This window comes from Pseudomonas sp. DNDY-54 (assembly GCF_019880365.1).
GTDB classification, from domain to species: Bacteria; Pseudomonadota; Gammaproteobacteria; order Pseudomonadales; family Pseudomonadaceae; genus Stutzerimonas; species Stutzerimonas stutzeri_P.
In genome coordinates, this window is the sequence record NZ_CP082271.1 from 1,923,163 (window position 1) to 1,944,239 (window position 21,077).

A 21,077-nucleotide genomic window follows, 5' to 3' on the forward strand; every position below is an offset into this window, starting at 1 on the left:
ATCGAACCGTTCGGGCTCGTTCAGAGCGACGACCGGCCCGGCTTGGAGAGATCAAGCATTCTGCGTACTTTGGCCAGCAGCTCGCCGATCTCGAAGGGCTTGATCACCATGTCCATGCCTTCGGCGAGAAAACGATCACGACGTACCGCGTTCTCCGCGTAGCCCGTCATGAACAGCACCGGCAGCAATGGGCGATGCGCTCGAGCCGCGTCGGCCAGTTCGCGACCAGAAAGTTTTGGAAGACCAACATCGGTCAGCAGCAGATCCACGCTCGGGTCGTTTTGCAGCACGGACAGCGCCGTCCCGACGTCACCCGCCTCGCTGCAGCGATAGCCTGCTTCGCTGAGCATTTCTGCTACCAGCATGCGCACCGCTGGCATGTCCTCGACGATCAGCACATGCTCATTGTTGCCTTTCGGTGTTTCACCCATTGGCACCACAATTTCGCAATGTTCAGTGGCTGCTGGTAACAACAGCGTCACCTCGGTCCCACGGTCCACGGTACTGTCGATCCGTGCTTCGCCGCCAGATTGCCGGGCGAAGCCATAAATCGAAGACAGGCCAAGGCCGGTGCCCTGGCCGAGCGGTTTAGTCGTAAAGAAGGGCTCGAAAACCTTGGCGATGACGTCCGGGGCGATGCCGGTGCCGTCATCCGTCACGCTTAGCGCGACGTAGCCGCCGTCGACAAGCTCTGCGTTGCCGGTGGACTGCAGCGAACGCGTACGGATGATGATATTGCCGCCCTTGGGCAATGCGTCACGGGCGTTGATCACCAGATTCAGCACTGCACTTTCGAGCTGGTTGGCGTCTACCTGCGCGACCGCGCCGTTCTCGCACAGGTCGAGGGTCAGCACAATGTGCTCGCCAATGGTTCGCTGAAGAAGCTCTTCCAGCGAGCGAATCAGGTCGTTGAGATCAGCGGGACGGGCATCCAGGGGTTGCTGGCGGGCAAACGCCAGCAAGCGGTTGGTCATCGAAGCGGCACTGCGGGCGGAGCCCAATGCGGTATCGGCAAAGCGCAGCACCGCATCATGGCGTCCTTCTTGAAATCGCTGCTTGAGCAATTCGATGCCGGTGATGATGCCAGTCAGCAAATTATTGAAGTCGTGGGCTATGCCGCCGGTCAGCTTGCCCAGAGAATCCATTTTCTGGGCCTGCATCAGCTGTGCTTCGGTGCGTACGCGCTCGGCCACTTCACGTGCCAGCTCGCTGTTCACACTGTCAAGCTGCCGTAATTGCGAGCGCTCGCGCTGGCGTTGCTCGGTGATGTCTTCGACAAAAACGAGGCCCAGGTCGACGGTGCGATAGGGCGAGACTTGCCACTTCGTCTCCCGCAATTCACCGGCCACCTGCATGGTTAGTGTTCCCTGCCAACGGCTGCCACTGGCAAGACCGTCCCGGAGTTGTTGCAGCTTGTCTTCCTGATTGCCGGCCAGACACGTGAGCAACGCAGTAGGCCCGTGCCGGTCGCCGAGCAGCTCTTCGAATGCCTGGTTGCGCTCACGCACCTGCAGCTGCGCATCGATCACTGCAATCGGCGCGGCCACATGGGTGAAGATCTCACGGAAGCGTGCTTCGCTTTCACGCAGTGCGTACTCGGTGTCGCGCACCCGCAGCAACGTGCGCAGGGTAGCGAGAAGCACGTCCGGGTCGACCGGATGAATAAGATAGGCGTCCGCACCCGCATCCAGACCGGTAATGATGTCGCCGGTCTGGATGGATGCAGCGGATACGTGAATGACTGGCAGCAGCTGGGTCTGCTCGTCCGCGCGCAACTGGCGAACCACGTCGAAGCCGCTCATGTCCGGCAGATTGACATCCAGGATCAGCGCGTCGATTTCATCGCTGGCGATAAGCGCCAGCCCCTCAGTACCGGTCCCTGCTTCGAATACGGCGTAGCCATGCCGCTCAAGTACTCGGCGTATGGCGTAACGCGTTGCGGCGTTGTCGTCGACAACCAACAGATTGCTCTTACGCTCCATCGTCCGGCTCCGTCGTGACCGACAAGGGGATGATCACGAAGAATGTCGAGCCAACCCCCGGCGTGCTTTCGACGCCAACACGCCCGCCAAGCAGCTCGGCGAAGCGTTTGCATAATGAAAGCCCGAGGCCCGTTCCACGCAGACGCTTCTGCAGTGGCGTGTCGATCTGGACGAAGTCTTCGAACAGATTGCCGTGCAGCTCCTCGGGTATTCCGATGCCGCTGTCGGTTACCGCGAAGCGGACCTCCTGTTCGCCTTCACGCCGGGCCGAAATGCGCACCTCGCCGTGCTGGGTGAATTTCAGCGCGTTTGAAATGAAGTTGCGCAGGATCTGCGCCAGCTTCTTGTCATCGGTGAAGAGACGCGGGAGGCCTTGCGGCTCCTCGAAAATGAGGTCCACGGTGCTGCCGTCGACAATCGGACGAAACATGCCGCGCAATGCTGCAAACAGGTCGAGCATGTCGAACCATGCGGGCGAGACGCTGATGCGGCCGGCTTCGATTTTCGCCAGATCGAGAAGATCATCCACCATGTCAGTCAGCTCGGACGCCGCGCTACTGATGAACAGAACCTGTTTGTGCTGCTCATCGCTCAGCGGGCCGTCAAGTTCATCGCTCAGCAAACGGGTAATGCTGCGGATGGACCCGAGCGGCGTGCGGAATTCATGGCTCATATAGGACAGGAAGCGGCTTTTGAGATCTGACGCCTGGCGCAATTGCTCCGCCTGAGTGTCCAGTTCGGCATACAGTGCGAGCACGCCCTGATTGGTATCCTCAAGCTCCGCACGCAGCGATTCGATCTCGCTACGCAGTCGTTCCACCTGGCTGGGATCGGGCTCGTTACAGCCGGTCGGATCAATCACGCATCGCCTCCAAAGCAATCACCATAACGGTCACATCGTCGCGTCCGCGACAGTAGTCACGGTGCAGCACCGTAGCAATTACAGCCGGGTGGCGATACACCAGCCCAGCGTAATCACGCAGGTTCCACCGTGACTGCAGCCCGTCGCTGTACATGATTAATAAATGGTCACCTTCAACCGGATAGTCGAACGCTCTCGCCTTGCGGAACTGCGAGCCGACGATCCCGGGATGAGAAGCAAGCCCTCGACTGTTCTCGGCGGTGAGCAGGCTGGCGCCGATGTTGCCAATGCCGGCGAAACGCAGATTTCCAACGCGCGCGTCGTACAGGGCGACCGCTACGGCACCCCCGCGAGTCCCGCACATGGCCTGATGCATATCATTGATGCTGCTCTCAGGCTCTGCGAAGGGCGCGACAGCGAAGGCCCGCGCGCCCGCGAAGCCGGCCTCCTGCGCATCCTCACCGTGACCGATTCCATCGATGACCAGCGCGCTGATCCGCTGGTCGTCAACCGCCAGGTGCCATACATCACCGCATGCCGGATCGTCATTGAGCGAGTGCTGGCTGATGCCGACCCGCACGGACGACGCCGAATCACCGCGCCGGAACAGTTGCACGAGCACAACCGAACCCCGGTGATCGCAGTGCGCGTCGAACACCTGCGCCTGCCGCATCAGCGCACCCAGCCCGGTCCCCTGGGTACCGCCGGTGGAGAATCCATCGGCCAGGCATTCATTGATGTTGAAGCCTGGGCCGCGATCCACTGCGACGATCTCGACGCCGGTCCCGCTTTGCGTAGCGGTTGAGCGCAGGTGCAAGGCACCTTGGTGAGCATGCTTGAGCAGATTGGTTGCCAGCTCGGTTGCGGCCAGCGCCACGCGCCCGGCGTCCGTTTCATCGAACCCGAGTTCCACTGCGAAACGCTGGGCGAAGCGGCGCGCGTGGCCAATCTGGCTGCTTTCGTCGATGGGTAAAACGTGAGTCAGCGAGCCGTGCTGGTTCATGACCACCTGAGCACACTGATACGCGTACCGATACCCGGCGTGCTGTCGAGTTCGAATTCATCCACCAGCCGTTTCGCGCCGGTAAGCCCCAGCCCAAGTCCGCTGCCGGACGTCCAACCATCGGTCATGGCCAGCTTGATGTCGGGGATACCGGGACCCTCGTCGCGGAACGTCAGGCGGATTCCGGTACGGGCGCCATCCTCGACGACCTCCCAATCCATGTCGCCGCCCCCGCCGTACACCACGGTATTACGAGCCAGCTCGCTGACCGCGGTGACGAGTTTGGTGAGGTCGATCAATCGCATGCCGCACTCTTGGGCGAGCTTGCGGACAGCCTGACGCGCAAGCACTACGTCCTGCTCGATGCGTACCGGCAGGCTTCCGCTGTCGCGTATGTTCATTTGTCGGCCATCCGCTTGCGCAGCAACTGCATGCCTCGCTCAACGTTCAACGCCGTACTGACGCCTTCCAGCGTCAAGCCCAGTTCCACCAGCGTAATCGCGACAGCGGGCTGCATGCCGACGACCACGGTCTCGGCATCCATGATGCGAGAGAGCCCAGAGATGGAACTGATCATGCGCCCGATGAACGAGTCGACCATGTCGAGCGCGGAAATGTCGATCAGAACGGCACGGGCCGATGTTGCGCTAATGCGTTCGGCGAGGTCGTCCTGCAGCGTCATGGCCAGTTGGTCGTACATGTCGACCTGAATGGTAACGAGCAGGAAGTCGCCCATTCGCAGTATTGGGATGCGTTCCATTAGACCGCCTTGGTTACGGTCAGACCGGAACGGCGAAGGGCCAGCGCCAGCGCGTCGGCGAGGGAAGCCTTGGTGACGATGCCCTGCAGATCAAGACCCAGGTGAACGATCGTTTGGGCGATCTGCGGACGCACGCCGCTGATGATGCAATCTGCGCCCATCAGGCGGATCGCTGTGACCGTCTTGAGCAAATGCTGCGCCACCAGTGTGTCGACCGTGGGAACGCCGGTGATGTCGATGATGGCAATTTCCGCACCGGTATCGACGATGCGCTGCAGCAGCGATTCCATCACGACCTGAGTACGCTGCGAATCAAGGGTGCCAATCATTGGTAGCGCCAACACGCCATCCCACAATTTGACGACCGGGGTCGAGAGCTCCAGCAGTTCTTCCTGCTGACGCTTGATGACCGCCTCGCGCGATTTCTGGAATGCGCGCACGGTCTGCAACCCCAGATCGTCGATCAGTTCGGACAATGCCCACAATTGTTCAGCCAGCATCGCCGACTCTTCAGAGTATTCACCCTGCAACAACGGCATCAGTGGTCGCTTGAACGAGAAGATAAAGCCCGCTGTTTGCTGAGAATCGAAGCCCTGCTGCACACGGCTATACGAAAGCTTCTCAAGGTACTGACGCATTTCGTCCCAGCTTGCTTCGCGCAGGTCGCCCGATTCGGTTCTGCCCGCGCCCGCAATCAACAGGCGAACAAACTCCGCAGTCTGCTGACGGAACTCCTCCGGCTTGATGTTCCGGTACAGGCCAGTTGATTCCAGCTCCGCGGTCCAGTTACTGAGCAGATCTGTCTGCTTGCTGGCAATGACGTTCAACGTGCGTTGTTGCAAAAGAGCCATTAGTGCTGATTCCTGAGTGGGTGAGCATGCTGGAGGATGCCGGACATGCGGATATGATTCGAAAGGACTGCTGGTGTTCCGCTTGGAAGCAGCTGGGGTGCTACATCGACCAAGGCGATGAACGTTGATTGACTGACAGCACATCCCAAAACAGCTGGACGGATGGGCCTGGTTAAGCAGCCCTGGCCCGCGAACCGTTGACGGTAAGTGCTTGAGAAGGCCAGCGGCGCTTGTCTCGCCTGTGCCAATGTTGAGTGGATGGCATTTCGCCTTAACTTACTGACTTGGTCAAGGATTAACCACGGCCCAGACGCGCAATGAGTCGACGCGTTTGCCACCAATGACGTGCTCTCGTGGTCGTGCATGAGGGCGGCTGACCACCACTCGGCAGATAATCGCACCGGATCCCTTCAGCCGTTATCGCCCGTGCCGACACTTGGTACGAGTAACCGCAACTCGTGTATCGGAAGAAGCGCCAGGGGTCATGTAATAGCACTTCGCCTTTGCCTGCTGTTGGGTCAATATCCGCGCCTTTTTGCAGGAAGACAGGCCAATGCTGGTCGGTAGTTATAACCACATCCTCGTATTCTTTTCCTTCGTTGTTGCCGTGCTGGCGTCTTACACCGCGTTGGATATGGCGGGCAGGGTGGCGCTTTCCGAAGGCCGCGCGGCGCGGCTATGGCTGGTTGGCGGAGCCTTTTCAATGGGGCTGGGCATCTGGTCGATGCACTTTATCGGCATGCTCGCGTTCAGCCTTCCGATCCCGCTGGGTTACGACCCGCTAATGACCGCGGGGTCGCTTGCCGTCTCCATTGGGGCGTCCGCATTGGCGTTGTGGTTGGTATGCCAGCGCGATCTGCCGTGGAACCGTCTGGTCCAGGGTGCCGTGTTGATCGGTGCTGGCATCGCGGTGATGCATTACAGCGGCATGGCGGCGTTGCGGATGCAGCCGGGAATTGCCTATGACCTGGGATGGCTGATTGCGTCGGTGGTCATCGCAGTTCTGGCGTCGGGCGCCGCGCTGTCGCTGGCGTTTCGTCTGCGCGCCGATTTGAATCACGTGCGGGCCTGGCGTGGTGGGGCGGCACTGGTCATGGGCCTGGCGATTGTCGGCATGCACTACACCGGCATGGCAGCGGCCAGCTTCCCGGAAGGCAGCTATTGCGGCGCGGCTAATGGCGTGGACGCCAACTGGCTGGCTTTGCTGATCATCGTGCTGACGCTGGCGGTGCTGGCGATCACCTTGATCGTCTCCGTCCTTGATGCGCGTCTGCAGGCACGGACCTCGGTGTTGGCGAGTTCGCTGGAAAAAGCCAATTCCGAACTCGTCCAATTGGCGCTGCATGACAACCTGACACGCCTGCCCAACCGTCTGCTATTGGAAGATCGCTTGGGCCAGGCGCTGAAGGTCGCGCAGCGCGAACAGTCCTGCTTTGCCGTGATGTTCATGGACCTGGACGGCTTCAAGGCAGTGAATGATGCGTTTGGGCACCACATCGGCGACCAGTTGCTGGTCAGCGTAACCGAACGTCTGCGCACTTGTGTGCGTGCGCAGGACACGCTGGCCCGCCTGGGCGGCGATGAGTTCGTCCTGCTGGCTTCGATCTCTGGCCCGGATGATGCCGCAACCCTGGCGGCGAAACTGGTGCAATGCGTCGACGCGCCCTTTGCGTTGTCGCGCTACGAACTGAGCGTGTCGCTGAGCATCGGCATCGCCGTTTTCCCGGGCGACGGCGAGACCGAGCGGGACCTGCTACTGCATGCCGACGCTGCGATGTACCACACCAAACGTGCCGGGCGAAACGGTTACAGCTTCTTCGAGGCATCGATGAACGCCAACGCCGCTGAGCAGCTGCAGCTGCTTCATGATCTGAGGTTGGCTGAGTTACACGGCGAGTTGAGGCTCCATTACCAGCCGAAGTTCGAGGCGCCAGTCGGGCCGGTCAGAGGCTTCGAGGCACTGCTGCGCTGGCAGCATCCTCAGCGTGGGTTGCTCTCGCCGGATGTGTTTCTGCCGCTTGCTGAGAAAACCGGGCTGATCATTCCCATAGGCAGATGGGTACTCAACGAAGCGTGTCGCCAACTGCGTGAATGGCATCTTCAGGGCTCCAGTCACTGGACCGTCGCGGTCAACCTTTCAGCTGTTCAGTTCGAGCAGCAGGATTTGCTGGGATCGGTCACGTCGGCGCTTGAGCGCCATTGCATTGCGCCGGAAAAGCTGACGATCGAGGTCACCGAATCCACGGCGATGCGCAGCCCGGAAACGACTATCGAGACACTGGAAAAGCTCACTGCGCTGGGTATCAAAGCGTCCATTGACGATTTCGGTACCGGCTATTCGAGCCTGCTTTACCTGAAACGTCTCCCGGCGAGCGAAGTGAAGATTGACCGCGCGTTCGTCAAGGAAATGAGTGCCGGCAATGAAGATTCGGTCATCGTTTCGGCGATCATTGCGCTGGCCAAGGCGCTGGGCCTTGAAGTAGTGGCGGAAGGTGTGGAAACAGCGGAACAACAGGATTTTCTGACCGGGCTTGGTTGCGAAACGCTACAGGGCTATCTGCTGGATCGACCGATGACATCCGAGCAGATTCGTCAACGTCTCGCGGCGCCGAAGCCTGGGCAGTCCGTATTCACTCTGCCGGTGGAAGACGAGGTGATGGAGCCGGGCTGAACGCATTCAGCTCGGCCCCGGTACGGCCTTAGAACCAGCGGTCGTTGCGCTTGCGGCCGCGGGTCATGGCGGGAAGGATCAGTCCAGCAAGCAGACCGGCACCGGCGATGCTGCCGCCGTAAACCATGTAGCGCATCAGCACCTGATTGTTCTCGTCGCCCAGGCGCGCTTCCGCGTCGCGCAGGTCCGATTCGGTAGCCGTAAGGGCTTCGTCCAACGCCTTGCGCCGTGCCTCCAGTTCATCGATCAACGCTTTGCGTGAGTCCAGCGTCTCCTGCATGCCCTGGACGCGTGCCTTCCAGCTGTCGTCGATGGTTTTCAATTCTTCGCTGAGTTCAGCGACCTGTTGCTCGAGCTGTGGCAGGCGTTCGGCTTGGCCCGGAACGTCCTGCAGGTCGCTGCTGCGGATCCATACGCGATCGCCGTTCTCGCCGCGTACCTGGCTGTAGTCGCCCTGGGTTTCGAGTAGCTCGACTTTCTGTCCGGACGTCAGGCTGCCGACAATGCGATAGCCATCGGTGGGGCCGCTGCGGACGTAGGTGCTCAAGGTGTCACTGACCCAGCGATCAGTGGTCGCCTGCTGCGCGTGGGCGGGAATGACGAAGGCCAGCAGGGTGCCGACCAGGCCCGCACGAAAAGCGCGGCGCTGAGAGCTTGACCAGGCAAAACGGGAGAGCAGGGCAACGAGGTGTCGAGATAGGAGCATGGTGATCTTCGCGCTGAAAAAAAAGAAGGTACCCGGTGTACGGGCCAAAACTGTAAGCGACCCCGGCGCTGGCATCTGGCCAGGAACCTGCCGCGATGAGTGCTAGCAGGTGTGCAGGGACTGCCGATCATGAATGGGAGGATACATTCTCCCAGCGTTGGGCCTGCGGCCCATGCAATGCTGCAGCCTGGACTGACAACCAAATGCTCGGCAGGTTCATAAATATTTCACGATTTTATGATGGCGGTTGAGGCGGTTTCCGACCTGCCGCTCCGATCCTGGCAGGACCTTAGCACTCTGGAAAAGCCCTGCATCGCAGCATCAGCGACAGGGTGCGCTACAGCACGTCGATCACTTGTGCGCGGATCAACACCTGGTCCTGACGAAAGCGGGTTTCGAGCGATGCGCGATAGGTTCGCCACCAGGTGCGGTCGAGTTCTGGCGCCATCACTTCGTAGATGACCAGATCGTCGCGCACCGCATGGTTGTCATCGTCCTGCCAAAGGCCATTGGCCGGGGCTCGGGTGTGCGCCGTCAGGCCTCCGAACTGCTGCATCAGTTCGTTTCTCACCTCGGCAAATAGCGCCTTCGGCAAGGGCTCACAATCGTTGTCATACAGCGGCAGCAAGAGATGGATGAGGTGCATGGGATGGCTCCAATGGTAATGACGTCCATGTAGATGCGACCGCCGGCCCACCACCATTGCGCGACGGGGCAGATCAACGGCGACACGGTACCAACGGTGGCTAAGCGACCCGCACGCCACGCGGGCTGCGGTTGGCTGATAGGCGGGGTCGAATTTGCCAGCGCAGCCCGACTCCAACGTAGATAAGAACCCACTGGAGGTAGTCAGAGATGGAAACGTCGAACCCCTCAGTCAGCGCGCTGCAAAAGGCCCAGGACGTTACGTCACGCTGGGCGGATGGCGAGTTGGGCGCTGAAGAAGCGCAGCATGCTCTCAAGTCCGTTTTCGATCACTGGCAGCCGGGCGACCCCACCACCGAGGCTGAGCAGATCGCCGAACAATCGCTAAGTGCGGCTCGCATTGCCTTTCAGGATTGGCAACAGCGCGGCGAAAATTGCGAGGAACTGGTCACGCAGCTGCGTTGGATTCTCGATCCTTCGAAAGATGGCATCACCGATCCGGCGCTCAACGTCTACGCGCCGCAGCGCCCGGAATAGTCACCGCCGCTCAGCGCAGCATCAACACAACCACCGCCACGGCCAGCAGCAGAGACGTGCCTTTCCAGAACAGCACCGGGTTGCGCTCCATGAGCGGAGGCCTGGCCTTGTTCAGAAAGGCCTGGTTGGGCTGGCGCAGTTCAAAGACAAACTCCGACAGGTCCTCGTAGCGCTTGTACGGGTCGGGATGAAGTGCCTTGCGCAGCACATCATCGATCCACGCTGGCATGCCGCGCTCATGCTCGCGGATTGGTTGATAGCTGAGTTTGTTTTGCGCCGCCCGGGTGCGGCATCGGGCAACCCCAGCGCCGTAAGGCAGCTCGGCAGTGAGCATCTGGTAGGTAATGACGGCCAGCGAAAACTGATCCGATCGCGTGCTACCGCTTTCCCCCAGAAAATATTCCGGCGCGGTGTATTGCGCGGTGCCGAGCAGATCGCTGCGCTCGATGGGCGAGGACATTTCCATGAGGCCTGCCACGCGGGTCGAGCCAAAGTCGATGATCTTCACCGTGCCCGTGGCGTCGATCATGATGTTGGCCGGGCGCAAATCCTGGTGCAGCATCTCCAGGCGGTGAAAGGCGCGCACACCCTTAGCGACCTGCTCGATGATGCCGCGCACCGTTTCAAGATCCGGACGGGGATTGTCGATCATCCATTGCGCCAGCGTCTGGCCGTCGATGTATTCGCTGACGCTGTACAGGTAGTTGCGCTTGCGTGTCTGTGTGCACGGCTTGACCACATGGGCGCTGTTGATGCGCCGGGCGACCCATTCCTCGGTCAGGAAGCGCTCAAGGTATTGCACGTCATGCTGCAGGTCGATGGACGGCGTCTTGATGATCACCGGCGTCTGGCTGACGTTGTCGGTGGCGAGATACACATGGCTTCGGCTGCTGGCGTGCACCCCGCGAACGATGGTGTAACCGTCGAATGCGGCCCGCGCCTCAAGGATGGGCGGAAAGGGCCGCTCCGTCAGCTGCTGGTAGAGCTCGTCGGGCTGCTGCAACGGCAGCGCATCGATGCGCAGAATCTGCACCGTGAGGTTGTCGTCGCTGCCCTGCCGCAGGGCTTGTTTGACGATGGCTCGCGCAGCGGCGTCCAGGTCGTCGGGGTGATGGGCGATCACGCCGAGCATCGACGATGCGCTGACGTACTCATACACCCCATCAGTGGCGAAGATGAAGGTATCGCCCACCTCAACCGGCTCGGCGCGGTAGTCCAGATCCAACTGCGGATGAATCCCAAGCGCTCGGCTCAGATAGCTCTTGTCTTCGGATATCCACATTCGGTGGTCGTTGGTCAGCTGCTCCAGGGCGTTGCCCTGAACACGATAGATGCGCGAGTCGCCGGCATGAAAAAGGTGCGCGGTGGTCGACTTGATGACCAGCGCACTGAAGGTGCAAACGTAGCCGCGGTCAGGATCGAATCGATAAGGGCTTTGCTGGCTTTGTGAATGCAGCCATGAATTGGTCGCCATCAGCACCCGCTGCGCCGAGGTTTTCACCGACCAGGCGTCGGACGTGCAGTAGTAGTCGGCGAAGAATCCGGTGACCGCCGACTCGCTGGCGATGTGGCTGACGGCGCTGCTGCTGATGCCATCGGCCAGGGCAATGGCGATGCCCTTGCTGCTCAGCTGTGGTTCTTTTGGAATGTAGACGCCGTGGAAATCCTGATTGCTTTCCTTGCGGCCTTTGTCGGTGTGTTGGCCCACCGAAACCTTGAGTTGACTGCTCATGAGATGCGGCAAACCCCGGTCGCGCCGGGGTTTTCCAGTGCTCTATCCGCGTACCAGCGCGCGCTTGGCGCCCGTCTTGATGTGCGTGGTGTACAGCGTGAGGCCGGTGAAGGCGAGGCCGCCGACCAGGTTGCCCAGGGCTGTGGGGATTTCGTTCCAGATCATGTAATCCATGATCGAAAAATCGCCGCCCATGATCATCGCGGAGGGGAACAGAAACATGTTCACCACCGAGTGCTCGAAGCCCATGAAGAAGAACAGCATGATCGGCATCCACATCGCGAGGGCTTTGCCGCCTACGGTGGTGGAAATCATCGCGCCGACCACACCCATCGAGACCATCCAATTGCACAGCATCCCGCGCAGAAAGATGGTGAACCAGCCGGCTGCGCCGAATTCGGCGTAACCCAGTGTGCGTGCTTCGCCGATGGTGGAGATCTTCTCGCCGATCGGGCCCGGATCGGTGGAGAAGCCAGTGGTGAACATGAAGGCCATCATGAACGCGACCAGCAGTGCCCCGGCGAAGTTACCGACGAACACCAGCCCCCAGTTGCGCAGCACGCCGTTGACGGTGACGCCCGGACGCTTGTCCAGCAGGGCCAACGGCGTCAGGACGAAGACACCGGTGAGCAGATCGAACCCCATCAGGTAAAGCATGATGAAGCCGACTGGGAACAGCATCGCGCCCACCAGCGGCGAGCCAGTCTGGACCGTGACGGTTACGGCGAAGACGGCGGCCAGCGCGAGAATCGCACCGGCCATGAACGCCCGGATCAAGGTGTCACGGGTAGACATAAAAATCTTGGACTCACCCGAGTCCACCATCTTGGTTACGAATTCTGAAGGAACGAGATAGGACATTTTTCGATTCTCTAGGTGTGTTGGCAAAGCAGGCCCGGGCCTGCCGTTGGCGTATCGCTACTCGTTGCTCGCAGCCGCGGTCAGGCAGCGGCAATTTCCACCGCATCGCCATTCAGGCGCACGGGCCAGACCTGCAAGTGCTGTTCCGGGTATTCAAGACAGCTGCCGTCAGCCAGGCGGAAATGCTGCTTGTACAGCGGTGAGGCGATCACCAGGTCGCCCTTGAGCTGCCCCAGAATGCCGCGGCCGATGACATTGGCGCCCGATTTCGGATCCTTGTTGGCGACGGCGAAGACCTGCTCGCCCGTCTCGGTTTCGGGCAGGTGGAACAGCGCGACCTGTTCGCCGTCCAGCCAGGCGACCACGCCTGAATTGGCGACCAGATCACGGCGGCTGCACAGCGCCCGCCAGCTGATGTTTTCACTCGGTTGCATGCGTACGGCGTTGGACTGGCTCATCAGAGCACCTCCTCGGTGACAGGAATCAGGTGAAGTTCGTGTGCATGTACTGGACGGCGCTGGCCGCGTTCCCTGACGAAGTGAACGTCCGGATCGCCGCGTTGGTCGTTGACGAAGGTGCGGAAGCGCTTGAGTTTTTCTGGATCCTTGATGGCGTTGGCCCACTCGCATTCGTAGCGATCGACCACCAGCTGCATCTGCGCTTCCAGCTCGGCGGCGAGGTTCAGGCTGTCGGCGATGACGACCTCCTTGAGGTAATCGAGGCCGCCGTCCAGGGATTCGCGCCACACGGAGGTGCGTTGGAGCTTGTCCGCGGTGCGGATGTAGAACATCAGGAAGCGGTCGATGTAGCGGATCAGCGTTTCGTCATCGAGGTCAGTGGCGAACAGCTCGGCGTGACGCGGACGCATGCCGCCGTTGCCAGCCACATAGAGGTTCCAGCCATTCTCGGTAGCGATTACGCCGATGTCCTTGCTCTGCGCCTCGGCACATTCGCGGGTGCAGCCGGAGACGCCGAACTTGATCTTGTGTGGCGAGCGCAGGCCCTTGTAGCGATCTTCCAGGCGCAGCGCCATGCCGACGCTGTCCTGCACCCCGTAGCGGCACCAGGTACTGCCGACGCAGGATTTCACCGTGCGCAGGGATTTGCCGTAGGCGTGACCTGTCTCGAAGCCGGCCTCGATCAGCTCACCCCAGATATCCGGCAGCTCGTGCAACTGAGCACCGAACAGGTCGATGCGCTGACCGCCGGTGATCTTGGTGTAAAGGTCATATTTCTTGGCGACGGCACCGAGGGCGATCAGCTTGTCCGGCGTGATCTCACCGCCGGCGATGCGCGGCACCACCGAATAAGTGCCGTTCTTTTGCATGTTCGCCATGAAGGTGTCGTTGGTGTCCTGCAGCGGGATCAGGCCTGGATCGGTGATCGGCTGGTTCCAGCAGGACGCGAGGATCGAGCCTACCGCCGGCTTGCAAATGTCGCAGCCAGTGTGGCCGCGGCCGTGTTTGGCCAGCAGCTCATTGAAACTGATGATGCCCTCGACGCGGACGATGCCGTACAGCTCCTGGCGGGTGTGGGCGAAGTGCTCGCACAGGCTCTTGTCGACCTCCACGCCACGGGCGGTCAGCTCATGTTCGAAGACCTGCTTGAGCAGCGCGCTGCAACCGCCGCAGCCGGTGCCGGCCTTGGTCGCGGCTTTCAGCTCACCGAGGTCGGTGATTCCGGCGTCGACCTGGCAGCACACCGCGCCTTTAGTAACGTTGTGGCATGAGCAAATGGTGGCGGTGTCGGGTAGGGCGTCGGCGCCCAGCGTCGGTGCGCCATCGGACAGCGGCAGGATCAGGCTGGACGGATCGGCCGGCAGCTTGATGCCGTTTTGCGCGTACTGCAGCAGGGTGTCGTAATAACTGTTGTCGCCAATCAGCACAGCACCGATGACGCGCTTGCCGTCCTCGGACAGCACCAGACGGCGGTAGCTCGCATTCGCTTCATCAATGAAACGGTAGCTCTTGGCGCCTGACGTGGCGGCGTGTGCATCGCCGATGGAGCCGACATCGACGCCGAGCAGCTTGAGCTTGGTGGACATGTCGGCGCCGCTGAAAGGCTGATGTGGCTCGCCGGTGAGCAGGGCTGCGACGTTACGCGCCATGGTGTAGCCGGGCGCAACCAGGCCGAAGACCATGCCGTTCCAGGATGCGCACTCGCCGATGGCGAAAATCGACGGATCGCTGGTGCGGTAGTCGTTATCGATGACCACGCCGCCGCGCGGTGCTATTTCCAGCTCGGCGCTGCGGGCCAGTGCATCCTGCGGGCGGATACCGGCGGAGAAGACGATCAGGTCGGTTTCCAGATACTCACATCTACCATCAGCGCCCTCGTTGAAGTTCATCCGGTACGCGTATTCCTCACCGATGACGATTTCCTGCGTAGCGCGGGACAGATGCACGCCGACACCCAGCGCCTCGATACGGGCCTTGAGCGCCTTACCGCCTTCCTCGTCCAGCTGCACCGGCATCAGGCGTGGAGCGAACTCCACGACATGGGCTTCCAGGCCAAGCGACTTGAGTGCGTTGGCCGCTTCCAGACCAAGCAGGCCGCCGCCGACCACCACGCCGCGCTTGGCATTGCTGGCGGCGGCGCGAATGGCGTCAAGGTCATCCAGGGTGCGGTAGACCAGACGCGAGTTGCCTTCGGCGCCTGGAATCGGCGGTACGAACGGGTAGGAACCGGTGGCCAGGATCAGCTTGTCGTACGGCTGGCGGCCTTCGCGGGTGACCACTTCCTTGCGCTCACGGTCGATTTCCAGCACCTGCACGCCGAGGTGCATATGCACGCCGTGAGTGGCGTAATAGTCCGCTTCGCACATGGCCAGCGAGTCGGCATCGCGGCCACCGAAGTACTCGGACAGGTGAACGCGATCGTAGGCACGCTGGCGCTCTTCGCCGTACACGTGCAACTGATACTGGCTCAGCGCACCGCGCTCGATCAGCTGCTCGACACAGTGGTGTCCCACCATGCCGTTGCCGATCACGATCAATGTTTCACTCTTGATCGGGGTGATGATTGCGTTCATGCCTGGTCCTCCGTCGATGCCGCGCTACGGCGTCGTCGTACAAAAACAAAAAAGGCGCCTGGAGCTGTCGGGCAGCTCCAGGCGCCTTTGCCTGGTATTCATGGAATGTGGGGGTGATGTGCGAGCGACGTTGCCCGTTGCACCCGTCCCGTGCCATGTGTGGCTGATGGTCTTCGTTGACCGCGGGAAGCTCTGCCGAATCGGTCGGCAGGTGTTGAAGGTGACATAGCAGGTTGCATGCCAGTGGTGGGTGCAGGTGGCAGCGTCCAGGGAACCGCTGCTAGGAACTGGTGGGCTGAAGCCCACCCTACGCAACCTCCGTCTACCGTAGGGTGGGCTTCAGCCCACCAATGATTCCCACAGCCCTCACATCCGTTTCCGCTTGCTGAGGCGCGGCACCGACCCAGAAGGGTGCGGTGCAAGAGACCGGTTCCCCTATTTGGGGCGATATGGCAAACGTTTCGGCCCGAGCCGAACGTTGCGCCCCGGTAGTCGGTCAGTACACGACTTGCCGATGGCAGCGTGCCTATCCTGCTGCTGGCTTTATCAACTGACGAATCGCGGAGATCACGTGAACAAGGTCATCGAACAACCCCTGTTGCTTGGCATGATGCGGCTGATGCAATACCCCGAGCTGGCACAACCGCAGGACTTGCTGAGCTTTATCGAGCGTTGTGTCGAGCGCGGCCTGAGCGGCTTCGACCATGCCGACATCTACGGTGGCGGTGAGTGCGAAGCGCATTTTGGGGCTGCGTTGAAACTGAGCCCGGCGTTGCGTCAACAGATCCAGTTGATCGGCAAGGCCGATATCGTGCCTGCCGATCAGGATCGCTCGCGGTGGAAGGTCAAGCATTACAACACCGAGGCGACCCATCTCGTCGAAGCGGTCGAAGGCACACTCAAGCGGCTCGGCGTCGAGCGTCTGGACGGCTTTCTGCTGCACCGGCCCGACCCCTTGTTGCGCATTCACGAAGTTGCCCGGACGCTGGATGACCTGGTCAGCAGCGGAAAGGTCGGCTGGCTGGGCGTCTCCAATGCGGAGCTGCTGCAGTGTCAGGTCCTGGCGCGCGAGCTGCCGCTACGCTGCAATCAGATCGAGCTGTCCTTGCAGGCTCAAGATTATGCGTGGGATGGCCGTTTGCACGGCCTTGAGGCAGAGGGGTTACAGGTCTTGGCCTGGTCGCCGATGGCGGGTGGCCGTTTCGTGCCAGCGCTGCAGACCGTGCTGGAGGAGGCGGGTGATGCGCTCGGCGCCACGGCCAATCAGGTCGCGCTTGCCTGGGTGCGCAAGTTGCCGGGTTGTCCGGTCCCGATTCTCGGCAGTCTGCGCTGGGAAAGGATTGAAGAAGCCCTTAACGGTGTGCACCTGCAATTGGATACGCCCACCTGGTTTCACCTTGCCGAAGCAGCCCGCGGCCATGCGGTAGCCTGAGCACGTTCCGATACCGCCCAGGCAGTACCAGCGGATACAGCCTTCTGTCGGTTCGCCTGGCCAAGGCCATATTCCTGACACAGTCTCTTCCTAGGGTATCCGCCTGACGCCGCAGTACCCCGCACACCGCGTGGTGCCGGCTCCACTGGATGGAGATTTTTGCTTATGCGAAACCCGAAGCCGCTCGTCTTGGCGCTTGCCGCTGCACTCTGTTCACCCGTTTTTGCCGCACCTGTGTGGGCTGCTGACAACACGCTGGTTGGATGGGCCATGATGCCCGCCGACACCTTTTCAGACGGCCCGACCTCGGGTCAGATGGCCAGCGGTAACCCTTACGGCACATTCCAGCCACCCTATGAGGGGCTGCAGCCGGTGCAGGGTTTCTCCGCGGTACTGCCGGGCGCGGATGAGAACAGCTTCGTGTTCATGACCGACAACGGCTTCGGTGGGCAAACGAACTCTGCCGATACGCTGTTGCGGCTTTACAGCGTTCGGCCGGATTTCCGTACCGCCAACGGCGGCAGCGGCAAGGTCAGTGCCAGTGACTATCTCAGCGGCGCGCCGCTGGCGCGCTTCACCCATCCCTCGCGCCTGACGCTCAACGACATTAATCAAAAGCTGGAACTGCCGATTCAGGCCGACTACCGCTTCTACTACAACGACGGATCGAAGCCGCACGTGGACAGTGCCATCGACTTTGGTCGCCTGCTGACGGGCGCCGACCTCGACATCGAATCGGTGCGCCGCGACAAGAACTGCGCCATGTGGTTTGGCGATGAGTTTGGGCCTTACCTGGTCAAAACCGATGCGTCCGGTACCGTCACCCGCAGTGCCATTTCGCTGCCCGGCGTCTACGCGCCGCAGCACAACGACGTCGTAGCCGGGCGGGCCAAGGCGAATCTGGATGGTTCCGGTGGCTTTGAAGGCATGGCAATCAACCCGCGCGGTGATCGCCTGTACGCGCTGTTGGAAAAAACCGTCAGCGGCGATCCGGCCGGTACGTTGCGCATCAATGAATTCGACATCGAGCAGGAGCGTTATACCGGCAAGGTGTTCTTCTATCGCCTGCAGGCGCCGGAGCACGCCATCGGTGACATGACCGCCATCGACGAGACACGCTTTCTGGTCATCGAGCGCAATGGCGCTACCGCAACCAACGGCACCCCGTTCAAGAAGATCTACCTGATCGACATCCGTGGCGTCGCCAGTGGTGGTGCCGTGCATAAAACCGAAGTGGTCGACCTCATGCAGCTGGCCGACCCCGATGACCTGAACGGCGACGGCCTGCGCACGTTCACCTTCCCCTACGTGACCATCGAAAGCGTACTGCCGCTGGATGCACGCACGTTGCTGGTAACCAACGACAACAACTTCCCCGGTGGCGGTGGACGCGCACTGGCGGCGGATGTCACGGAGTTCCTGAAGATTCGTCTGGCCAAGCCCATCCCCGGCGTCCGCCCACCCCACCAGCAACAAACCAGGGATGCGCGTCGTTGCGATGTAACGGCAGGAGTGGGGCAGGGTTGAAGCCCTGAAGCTCACCCCGCAGGTGCGCCCAACACGCACCCTATGTAGGGTGCGCTTCAGCCCACCGATGGCGGCTCCGCCAGGTGGGCGCTAACCCTGTAGGGTGGGCTTCGGCCCACCCATAACGACACAGTCATGAGCTTCTGACCGACCGGGATGGCCTCACGCCTCGCCCACCTGCACCACCAGCTTGCCGAAGTTCTTCCCCTCAAGCAGGCCAATGAATGCCTCGGGTGCGTTTTCCAGGCCCTGCACGATCTGCTCGCGGTACTTGATCTTGCCCTCGGCATACCAAGCGCTCATGTCGCGGGCGAACTCGTCGTAGCGGTGGCCGTAGTCGTTGAAGATGATGAACCCCTGCATGCGCATACGCTTTTTCAGGATGGTATCGAGCAACAGCGGCAGCCGATCTGGGCCGTCGGGCAGCCCCGTGCTGTTGTACTGCGCAACTACGCCACAGACCGGGATCCGAGCGCTGGTATTGAGCAGCGGCAACACGGCATCGAACACCTTGCCGCCGACGTTCTCGTAGTAGATGTCGATGCCGTCCGGGCAGTGCTTGGCCAGCTGTTCCGGGAAGTCCTCGGCACGGTGGTCAATACAGGCATCGAAGCCAAGCGTTTCGACCGCATGACGGCACTTCTCCGAACCACCGGCGATGCCTACTACACGGCAGCCTTTCAGCTTGCCAATCTGGCCGACGGTGGCGCCGACCGGTCCGGTGGCTGCCGCGACCACCAGCGTTTCCCCGGCCTTGGGCTGGCCGATATCGAGCAGTCCCATGTAGGCGGTAAAGCCCGGCATGCCCAGTACACCCAGCGCGTGCGAGGGGTGTTGCATCTCCTGGCCGAGCTTCAGCAGCCCTTCACCGTCGGAGACCGCATAGTCCTGCCAGCCATTTCCGCTGAGCACCCAGTCGCCTTCTTTATAGTTCGCATGACGGGACTCCATCACGCGACACACCGTGCCGCCCACCATGACATCGCCCACTTCCATCGGCGGTGCGTAAGACGGCCCGGCACTCATGCGTCCGCGCATGTACGGGTCCAGCGAGAGGTAGACGGTGCGCAGCAACAACTGGCCATCCTCAGGCTTGGGCACCGGACTGGTATCGAGCCGGAAATTGTCAGGTGTAGGCGCGCCGTTCGGGCGTGAGGCGAGGTGAATGCTGCGGTTGTGTTGCGACTGCTGTGTCATTGAGATCTCCCGTCTATCAATTCGATCGGATAGAGATGGGAGCGCATCGGGCGCGGGGCGTTCAATCAGATCAGAACGCCGGCAAGCTTCGACTGATACCGTCCTGCTGGCCGATCACGTCGGTCAGCAGGTGGGCTCATGGAGGCGTTGTAAAAAGCATCGAGGGCGCGGCGGGTGCGCTAAGCCGAACTGTCTATTCCAGCTCGCCCGGGCTCGCCGATTCATGTGGCGGGTCTGCGGTGATCGTGTCTTGCTCCGTGCGGTGCATGTTTCGGTTGGGCACTGTTTCTTCGTCCTGCATGCCCTTAACGACACGACCATCCTCGGTCACGATCTGGCCTTGCTCGTTGCGGTGGGTTTCGAGCTTCTCCATTGGCGTGGGGTTGCCCATCGGGCTTGGACGCGCCCCCGTATCGTCTCGCGGCGTGCCGGCTGGCCATTGGGCAATTGCGGGTTGGGCGGCGGTAACCAATAGCGTGGCCATCGCCAGTGAGGTGAGAAGGGGTCTGTTCATGACGTTCTCCTGCTTTCGAGTGGCCGACGAGTCGGCGAGTGAGTGGCTGGGATCGCACTCACGGTGCGGAGCAGCCAAGCGTCAAGCGCCCTCGGGTTTGCACACCAGCAAGGCAATGGGCCCACCACTGGAATATTTACCGGGTACTCGCATCACGGCTTGCTCGTTGGGGTTGATTGAGGCCGCCGGCGTCGCTGTCATCACCGTCTCCTCGGGCAACGCGTGGAACTGGCACGACGCGATTTCCTGGCTTCGGTTGGTGACCTTGATGGCGGGAACGCCTTTCAGATCCACCTGACTGGACGAGGCTTCTGGCACGCCCAGCTCTTCTATTTCCAGATTCATGCCGTTCAGGCGCGTTGCAACCAACGGCTCCTGGCCGAGGGCAGGAAGGACGAACGCCACGCCGAACAGCGCCAATAAAGTTCTCTTCATGCTGCGTCTCCGTTTTTGGCTCACTAAAGATGTGAACAGGACAAGCGCGCTGAGTTCGGTACGTCTACTGCGTGCTCTGTACGCACGCGGGGTTCGCCCGCGCGTTTGAGCGCTGCGCAATCACCATGACGCGAGCCGGTGCAGAAATAGGCATTTTCGCGGGAGTTTGCGTTTCTTTGGAGTTGTGGCGACGCACGACGGCGTCGGGACAGGTCGGGTCACATTTGGTTTCAAAACAGTGAACCCCGTTCGTCTTCCTGTGTCAGAGCTGAGCGTTATGGCTCAACCCATGAAGCCCCGCAGCGCACCTTGCCGGCAGCCCAGCCAGGTC

19 protein-coding genes are annotated in these 21,077 nt (G+C 61.2%); 4 read left to right on the forward strand and 15 right to left on the reverse strand.

From position 1 onward, the window contains the following. Nucleotides 1–20: 20 nt before the first annotated feature. Genes K4O48_RS09065 through K4O48_RS09090 form a run of 6 tightly spaced genes read right to left on the reverse strand, consistent with a single transcriptional unit; the run spans nucleotide 21 to nucleotide 5,458 of the window. Nucleotides 21–1,982, reverse strand: a complete 1,962-nt coding sequence (locus K4O48_RS09065; protein ID WP_222911682.1) for a response regulator — start codon at nucleotides 1,980–1,982, stop codon at nucleotides 21–23. Beyond that, complete coding sequence (locus K4O48_RS09070; RefSeq protein WP_409518930.1) at nucleotides 1,972–2,844, reverse strand: sensor histidine kinase; 873 nt, start codon at nucleotides 2,842–2,844, stop codon at nucleotides 1,972–1,974. Before K4O48_RS09070 ends, K4O48_RS09065 begins: the two co-directional genes overlap by 11 nt. Next, nucleotides 2,837–3,847, reverse strand: a complete 1,011-nt coding sequence (locus tag K4O48_RS09075; RefSeq protein WP_222911683.1) for an ATP-binding protein — start codon at nucleotides 3,845–3,847, stop codon at nucleotides 2,837–2,839. The genes K4O48_RS09070 and K4O48_RS09075 overlap by 8 nt, the downstream gene beginning before the upstream one ends. Continuing rightward, nucleotides 3,844–4,248: an anti-sigma regulatory factor gene (locus K4O48_RS09080; RefSeq protein ID WP_222911684.1), complete on the reverse strand. Its 405-nt coding sequence runs from the start codon at nucleotides 4,246–4,248 to the stop codon at nucleotides 3,844–3,846. Before K4O48_RS09080 ends, K4O48_RS09075 begins: the two co-directional genes overlap by 4 nt. Beyond that, nucleotides 4,245–4,607, reverse strand: a complete 363-nt coding sequence (locus tag K4O48_RS09085) for an STAS domain-containing protein (RefSeq protein WP_222911685.1) — start codon at nucleotides 4,605–4,607, stop codon at nucleotides 4,245–4,247. The genes K4O48_RS09080 and K4O48_RS09085 overlap by 4 nt, the downstream gene beginning before the upstream one ends. Next, entirely contained in the window at nucleotides 4,607–5,458 is an 852-nt protein-coding gene (locus tag K4O48_RS09090) for an STAS domain-containing protein (protein WP_222911686.1), read from the reverse strand. The genes K4O48_RS09085 and K4O48_RS09090 overlap by 1 nt, the downstream gene beginning before the upstream one ends. A gap of 553 nt (nucleotides 5,459–6,011) precedes the next feature. On the opposite strand from K4O48_RS09090, the gene K4O48_RS09095 reads away from it, so the two are divergent. After that, nucleotides 6,012–8,129 (forward strand): putative bifunctional diguanylate cyclase/phosphodiesterase, encoded by a 2,118-nt coding sequence (locus K4O48_RS09095; protein WP_222911687.1) that lies wholly within the window; start codon nucleotides 6,012–6,014, stop codon nucleotides 8,127–8,129. Between the two features lie 28 nt (nucleotides 8,130–8,157). Here the strand turns inward: K4O48_RS09095 and K4O48_RS09100 are convergent, their stop codons facing one another. Next, nucleotides 8,158–8,835 (reverse strand): TIGR04211 family SH3 domain-containing protein, encoded by a 678-nt coding sequence (locus K4O48_RS09100; protein WP_222911688.1) that lies wholly within the window; start codon nucleotides 8,833–8,835, stop codon nucleotides 8,158–8,160. A gap of 337 nt (nucleotides 8,836–9,172) precedes the next feature. Then, entirely contained in the window at nucleotides 9,173–9,481 is a 309-nt protein-coding gene (locus tag K4O48_RS09105; RefSeq protein WP_222911689.1) for a hypothetical protein, read from the reverse strand. A 209-nt stretch (nucleotides 9,482–9,690) separates the two neighbouring features. Here K4O48_RS09105 and K4O48_RS09110 point away from each other — a divergent pair, with 209 nt between their 5' ends. Then, nucleotides 9,691–10,017 carry a hypothetical protein gene (locus tag K4O48_RS09110; RefSeq protein WP_222911690.1) on the forward strand — a complete coding sequence of 109 codons (327 nt, stop codon included), beginning with the start codon at nucleotides 9,691–9,693 and terminating at the stop codon, nucleotides 10,015–10,017. Nucleotides 10,018–10,027: 10 nt separating this feature from the next. Here K4O48_RS09110 and K4O48_RS09115 read toward each other — a convergent pair whose 3' ends face one another. The 4 genes from K4O48_RS09115 to nirB all read right to left on the reverse strand — a co-directional run bounded on the left by K4O48_RS09115 (nucleotide 10,028) and on the right by nirB (nucleotide 15,641). Beyond that, on the reverse strand, nucleotides 10,028–11,749 hold the full coding sequence (locus K4O48_RS09115; RefSeq protein WP_222911691.1) for a bifunctional protein-serine/threonine kinase/phosphatase: 1,722 nt from the start codon (nucleotides 11,747–11,749) through the stop codon (nucleotides 10,028–10,030). A 42-nt stretch (nucleotides 11,750–11,791) separates the two neighbouring features. After that, nucleotides 11,792–12,610, reverse strand: a complete 819-nt coding sequence (locus K4O48_RS09120) for a formate/nitrite transporter family protein (RefSeq protein ID WP_222911692.1) — start codon at nucleotides 12,608–12,610, stop codon at nucleotides 11,792–11,794. 80 nt (nucleotides 12,611–12,690) lie between these two features. Next, complete coding sequence (nirD, locus tag K4O48_RS09125; protein ID WP_222911693.1) at nucleotides 12,691–13,068, reverse strand: nitrite reductase small subunit NirD; 378 nt, start codon at nucleotides 13,066–13,068, stop codon at nucleotides 12,691–12,693. Then, entirely contained in the window at nucleotides 13,068–15,641 is a 2,574-nt protein-coding gene (gene nirB / locus K4O48_RS09130) for a nitrite reductase large subunit NirB (RefSeq protein ID WP_222911694.1), read from the reverse strand. The genes nirD and nirB overlap by 1 nt, the downstream gene beginning before the upstream one ends. Before the next feature lie 607 nt (nucleotides 15,642–16,248). Here nirB and K4O48_RS09135 point away from each other — a divergent pair. Together K4O48_RS09135 and K4O48_RS09140 are read left to right on the forward strand one after the other, a co-directional pair. After that, on the forward strand, nucleotides 16,249–17,073 hold the full coding sequence (locus K4O48_RS09135; RefSeq protein ID WP_312846504.1) for an aldo/keto reductase: 825 nt from the start codon (nucleotides 16,249–16,251) through the stop codon (nucleotides 17,071–17,073). A 270-nt stretch (nucleotides 17,074–17,343) separates the two neighbouring features. Then, entirely contained in the window at nucleotides 17,344–18,600 is a 1,257-nt protein-coding gene (locus K4O48_RS09140) for an esterase-like activity of phytase family protein (protein ID WP_260523717.1), read from the forward strand. Between the two features lie 162 nt (nucleotides 18,601–18,762). Here the strand turns inward: K4O48_RS09140 and K4O48_RS09145 are convergent, their stop codons facing one another. The 3 genes from K4O48_RS09145 to K4O48_RS09155 all read right to left on the reverse strand — a co-directional run bounded on the left by K4O48_RS09145 (nucleotide 18,763) and on the right by K4O48_RS09155 (nucleotide 20,746). Next, nucleotides 18,763–19,797, reverse strand: coding sequence for an NADP-dependent oxidoreductase (locus tag K4O48_RS09145; RefSeq protein WP_222911697.1), 1,035 nt, complete (start codon nucleotides 19,795–19,797; stop codon nucleotides 18,763–18,765). A 193-nt stretch (nucleotides 19,798–19,990) separates the two neighbouring features. Continuing rightward, entirely contained in the window at nucleotides 19,991–20,311 is a 321-nt protein-coding gene (locus tag K4O48_RS09150; RefSeq protein ID WP_260523718.1) for a hypothetical protein, read from the reverse strand. 81 nt (nucleotides 20,312–20,392) lie between these two features. Continuing rightward, nucleotides 20,393–20,746, reverse strand: a complete 354-nt coding sequence (locus K4O48_RS09155) for a hypothetical protein (RefSeq protein ID WP_222911698.1) — start codon at nucleotides 20,744–20,746, stop codon at nucleotides 20,393–20,395. Between the last annotated feature and the right edge of the window lie 331 nt (nucleotides 20,747–21,077).

Bases quoted from the DNA above. Each gene is read 5' to 3' on its own strand.
- K4O48_RS09065 (WP_222911682.1), bottom strand. From the start codon at position 1,982: ATGGAGCGTAAGAGCAATCTGTTGGTTGTCGACGACAACGCCGCAACG.
- K4O48_RS09075 (WP_222911683.1), bottom strand. From the start codon at position 3,847: ATGAACCAGCACGGCTCGCTGACTCACGTTTTACCCATCGACGAAAGC.
- K4O48_RS09080 (WP_222911684.1), bottom strand. From the start codon at position 4,248: ATGAACATACGCGACAGCGGAAGCCTGCCGGTACGCATCGAGCAGGAC.
- K4O48_RS09085 (WP_222911685.1), bottom strand. From the start codon at position 4,607: ATGGAACGCATCCCAATACTGCGAATGGGCGACTTCCTGCTCGTTACC.
- K4O48_RS09090 (WP_222911686.1), bottom strand. From the start codon at position 5,458: ATGGCTCTTTTGCAACAACGCACGTTGAACGTCATTGCCAGCAAGCAG.
- K4O48_RS09095 (WP_222911687.1), top strand. From the start codon at position 6,012: ATGCTGGTCGGTAGTTATAACCACATCCTCGTATTCTTTTCCTTCGTT.
- K4O48_RS09100 (WP_222911688.1), bottom strand. From the start codon at position 8,835: ATGCTCCTATCTCGACACCTCGTTGCCCTGCTCTCCCGTTTTGCCTGG.
- K4O48_RS09105 (WP_222911689.1), bottom strand. From the start codon at position 9,481: ATGCACCTCATCCATCTCTTGCTGCCGCTGTATGACAACGATTGTGAG.
- K4O48_RS09110 (WP_222911690.1), top strand. From the start codon at position 9,691: ATGGAAACGTCGAACCCCTCAGTCAGCGCGCTGCAAAAGGCCCAGGAC.
- K4O48_RS09115 (WP_222911691.1), bottom strand. From the start codon at position 11,749: ATGAGCAGTCAACTCAAGGTTTCGGTGGGCCAACACACCGACAAAGGC.
- K4O48_RS09120 (WP_222911692.1), bottom strand. From the start codon at position 12,610: ATGTCCTATCTCGTTCCTTCAGAATTCGTAACCAAGATGGTGGACTCG.
- nirD (WP_222911693.1), bottom strand. From the start codon at position 13,068: ATGAGCCAGTCCAACGCCGTACGCATGCAACCGAGTGAAAACATCAGC.
- nirB (WP_222911694.1), bottom strand. From the start codon at position 15,641: ATGAACGCAATCATCACCCCGATCAAGAGTGAAACATTGATCGTGATC.
- K4O48_RS09135 (WP_312846504.1), top strand. From the start codon at position 16,249: ATGATGCGGCTGATGCAATACCCCGAGCTGGCACAACCGCAGGACTTG.
- K4O48_RS09140 (WP_260523717.1), top strand. From the start codon at position 17,344: ATGATGCCCGCCGACACCTTTTCAGACGGCCCGACCTCGGGTCAGATG.
- K4O48_RS09145 (WP_222911697.1), bottom strand. From the start codon at position 19,797: ATGACACAGCAGTCGCAACACAACCGCAGCATTCACCTCGCCTCACGC.
- K4O48_RS09150 (WP_260523718.1), bottom strand. From the start codon at position 20,311: ATGAACAGACCCCTTCTCACCTCACTGGCGATGGCCACGCTATTGGTT.
- K4O48_RS09155 (WP_222911698.1), bottom strand. From the start codon at position 20,746: ATGAAGAGAACTTTATTGGCGCTGTTCGGCGTGGCGTTCGTCCTTCCT.